This window comes from Ureibacillus yapensis (assembly GCF_003515775.1).
In the GTDB taxonomy this organism is placed as follows: domain Bacteria; phylum Bacillota; class Bacilli; order Bacillales_A; family Planococcaceae; genus Ureibacillus; species Ureibacillus yapensis.
Genome location: NZ_QWEI01000022.1, coordinates 1 through 4,195, shown reverse-complemented (window position 1 = coordinate 4,195; position 4,195 = coordinate 1). Strand labels below are relative to the sequence as shown.

The following is a 4,195-nucleotide window of genomic DNA, read 5'->3' as shown; positions in this document are numbered from 1 at the left end:
TTTAAAAACAATTCGATAATTTATCGTCATTAATCTTGCAAGGTACACATGTGCGCAAATTATTGTGCACATGGTGCCGGCAATAAAGAGTACTGTATGAAGTTTGGGCGAATTTTTCAAGGTGTTTGAAGAATGTGCCCAGACGTTATGCAGGCAATAATCAAGGAGGAATCATAATGAAAAAACATACAACGGGAATACACCACATTACGGCAATCGTTGGGCATCCACAAGAAAATGTCGACTTTTATGCAGGTGTTTTAGGATTGCGTTTAGTAAAGAAGACAATTAACTTTGATGATCCGGGTACATACCACCTTTACTTCGGCAACGAAGGCGGAAAACCTGGATCGATTATTACGTTTTTCCCTTGGGCAGATGCATATCAGGGAAGAATTGGGGATGGACAGGTAGGTGTCACAACATATGTTGTCCCTGCTGGTTCAATGGACTTTTGGAAAAATCGATTATCGAAATTCGATATTGAATATACAGTGGCAGAACGTTTTGGCGAAACCTATCTTCAGTTTGACGACCCGCATGGTTTACATCTTGAAATTGTGGAACGTGAAGAAGGAGAGCTAAACCCTTTCACTTTTGGCGACGTAACAAAAGAAACGGCAATCAAAGGTTTTGGCGGGGCCATTCTATTCTCTGCTCGCCCGGAAGAAACAGCGGCAACTTTAGTGGATGTAATGGGGTTGGAACTGGTCGGTACGGAAGGCGACTATACGCGCTTTAAAGCAACATCGGATATTGGTAATATTATAGATGTGAAAATGACAACTGGCGTGCGCGGTACAATGGGCGTTGGGACAGTGCATCATATTGCTTGGCGTGCCAACGATGATGCGGATCACCTGGAATGGCAAAAACATGCGATGGATCATGGCCAGCATGTAACGGAGGTAAAAGATCGCAACTACTTTAATGCGATTTATTTCCGAGAATCTGGCGAGATTTTATTTGAAATCGCGACTGATCCTCCAGGTTTTGCACATGACGAATCTTACGAAACAATGGGCAGTCAGTTAATGCTGCCAAAACAATACGAACCATTGCGTGATCGTTTGGAAATGTCCCTTATTCCGATTGAAGTCCGTCCGCTTGATTAAGGAGCGATCATGATGCTTTCCATTAACCCGAATGCGATTACTGACTATGAAGTCTTCAAAATTTTAAAAGGTACCATTATACCTCGTCCAATTGCTTTTGTTACAACGATATCAAAGGAAAAGGTTGTAAATGGTGCGCCATTTAGCTATTTCAATATTGTTTCGCCGAATCCTCCGATGATCTCTTTATCAATTCAAAGAGAGAAAGGGGAAATTAAGGATACAGCGACAAACATTTATCAAAATGGCGAATTTGTTGTTCATATAGTAGATGTTGATAATGTGGAAAAAGTAAATGAAACAGCAGCAAAACTTCCGTACAATGTCAGCGAACTCAATTTGGCAAAAATGACTGAAGTCCAGAGTGAAGCCATTCGTGTCCCGGGAATAAAGGAAGCAAAAGTGCGAATGGAATGCCGATTAGTAAAAGCAATTCCTTTGGAAAGCAACGAAAAGGCAATCTGTGACGTGTTTATAGGAGAAGTGGTTTGCTTTCATTTAGATGAAGCGATTTATGAGGAAAACGGAAGGATTAATGCCGAGAATTTAAAACCGGTTAGTCGTTTGGCTGGTTCTGAATATGCGAAAATCGGTGAACTATTTTCAATTGAAAGACCAGAGTGATTGAAATAAGGAGGAAGAAAATATGCGCCATATATTCAAAGAGGGCACCAATTCCAATAAGCCCGTTCTATTATTGTTGCACGGAACAGGTGGGGACGAAAATGGCTTATTGCCATTAGCGGAAATTGTCGACCCCGAAGCATCTGTTTTAAGTGTGAGAGGAAACGTATTGGAAAATGGAATGCCCCGATTCTTCAGACGTTTGGCAGAGGGTGTATTTGACGAAGAAGATTTAGTATTCCGTACAAATGAGCTAAACCAATTCTTAGAGGATGCTGCGAAAGAATACAAGTTTAATCGCCAAAATATTGTAGCAATCGGCTATTCCAATGGTGCGAATATTGCAGCCAGTCTTCTATTCCATTATAAAGATGCGTTAAAAGGAGCAATTCTTCACCATCCGATGGTTCCAAGAAGAGGGATTGAATTGCCGGACTTAAAAGAAGCAAAAGTCTTTATTGCTGCGGGAACAAACGATCCAATTTGTCCTCAGCAAGAGTCTGTGGAGCTTCGAGAATTATTGGAAGATGCAGGCGCATCCGTCGAAATCCTTTGGGAAAACCATGGCCACCAATTAACGATGACAGAAGTTCAAGCGGCTAAACAATGGTATGAAAAAACAATGATTTAATTACTGTTAGGGAACGGGCATCTCGTTGTTATGAGGTGTCCGTTTTTTTTGCAAGATTAGTAGATATTAGAGTGTTTTGCATTTGCACATACCCTTTCCTGTTGAATGCGGATAGGTATAAGTCTGTGTGAATGTTCTTTTCGTAACCATTTTTAAAGGATGAGTTCAATGGTGTCTAAAGACAAAGAAATAGTTGAAAAAAACGTATTGGAACTTGTGTGGAACAATACAAATGATGCAATCTTTACAATTGGATATGATGGTCGGGTTTTATCACTCAACCCGGCCTTTTCATCAATGTTGGGATGGGATAAAAAGGATTTGACAGACGTTAATTGTTTTCCGTTTTTTGTCCAACCCAATAAAGAAGAACATGAACATCAGCTAAACTTGTTTAGACAAGGGATTGATATTCCATATCATGTGACTAAAAGAAAAAGAAAAGATGGGAAGGAGCTGGATATTTTAGCTTCCTACCGTGCCGTGAAAGAAGGAAACGTACTCGCAGTCGGTATGTATAAAGATTTCACTGAACAAATGAAAATACAAAGACAGTTGAAAGCCAGCCAAGAATGTTATCGCAATTTAGTACAAACAATTCCTGATGCTATTTTTGTGGAGAATGATGGCAAAATTGTTTTTGTAAATCAACCTGGCGTTAAAATGATCGGTGCCGAGGACTCGAAGCAATTGATGGGACAGTCGGTTTGGCAATTTATTTTAACGGAAAATGATAAACAACTTAAAAAGAACATTCATAATGCCATTGAAACGGGAGAACCTCTTTTAGTAGAAATGCAGCGTTTGAATGGTGAAATGCTTTGGGTAGAATTAGTCGCAATGTCAATTTATTATGAGGGAGAATCTGTTCTGCAAGTTGTAATGAGAGATGTGACAGCCAAGAAAAGCTATGAGGAACAGCTGGAGTTTTTAGCTTTCCATGATCCGCTTACGGGAGTAACAAATCGGCGATATTTTACCGATTATCTCAACAAAGCAATTGAAAGGGAAAAATCTAAAAATGGAACGTTGGCATTATTGTATCTTGACTTGGACAAATTTAAAGAGATAAATGATACAAAGGGCCATGATGTAGGGGATGAACTATTAAAACAGTTTGCCAATCGATTGAGCAAGAATATAAGAGAGATGGATATTGTATGCAGAGTTGGAGGAGACGAGTTTCTAATATTAATTGATGGTGTTGAATCGGAACAAATTATTAGGGAAATTATAAAAAGGTTGCATGAAAAGCTAATGGTGCCTTATTCAATTAATGGGCTAAAAATTTCTGTCTACGCAAGTATAGGAGTTGCAAGATTCCCGGCAGATGGTCAAGACTCAAAAATTCTTATATCGAAAGCAGACAAAGCGCTTTATCAGGCTAAGCAAAAATGCAATACATATATAATGGATTAATAATGTGAATAGAGAACGTATTAAAGAAGAGACTGTTTTGAAAAGTGTTTTGTTTTTAAAACAGTCTCTTTTCATTAATAAAATAAAAGATTAGCTTCTTTAGTATTAAAGAGTGGAGATTTGCCCATAGTTTTTAAAAACATTTTATAAAGATAACTTATTGTGAAAAAAGTGTTGACACTTTATCGAATAGAATGTAGTATATTAAAGGTCGCTACGGTGACGCAAACGAAATGATAAAAAAGTTATTGACTTTTATGTTAATAGAATGCTATTATATAAAAGTTGTCGTAAGAAGTTAGAGAAAATAAATTAAAAAACTTCTTGACGCTAAGTAAATAACTTGCTATTATATAAAAGTCGCTGTTAAATAAAACGACTTGAAAAAATGAACCTTGAAAACTGA

The 4,195-nt window shown here is 38.1% G+C and carries 4 protein-coding genes; all 4 read left to right on the top strand.

From position 1 onward, the window contains the following. The first annotated feature begins 176 nt into the window (after positions 1 to 176). A complete protein-coding gene (locus D1B33_RS18180; protein WP_118877828.1) occupies positions 177 to 1,115 on the top strand; it encodes a ring-cleaving dioxygenase in 939 nt (312 codons plus the stop codon). A gap of 12 nt (positions 1,116 to 1,127) precedes the next feature. Then, on the top strand, positions 1,128 to 1,739 hold the full coding sequence (locus tag D1B33_RS18175; protein ID WP_118877827.1) for a flavin reductase family protein: 612 nt from the start codon (positions 1,128 to 1,130) through the stop codon (positions 1,737 to 1,739). Positions 1,740 to 1,761: 22 nt separating this feature from the next. Further along, the gene (locus tag D1B33_RS18170; protein WP_118877826.1) at positions 1,762 to 2,370 is read left to right on the top strand and encodes an alpha/beta hydrolase; all 609 of its coding nucleotides are present in this window, start codon (positions 1,762 to 1,764) and stop codon (positions 2,368 to 2,370) included. Between the two features lie 168 nt (positions 2,371 to 2,538). Next, positions 2,539 to 3,789 (top strand): sensor domain-containing protein, encoded by a 1,251-nt coding sequence (locus tag D1B33_RS18165; RefSeq protein WP_158583022.1) that lies wholly within the window; start codon positions 2,539 to 2,541, stop codon positions 3,787 to 3,789. Positions 3,790 to 4,195: the final 406 nt, after the last annotated feature.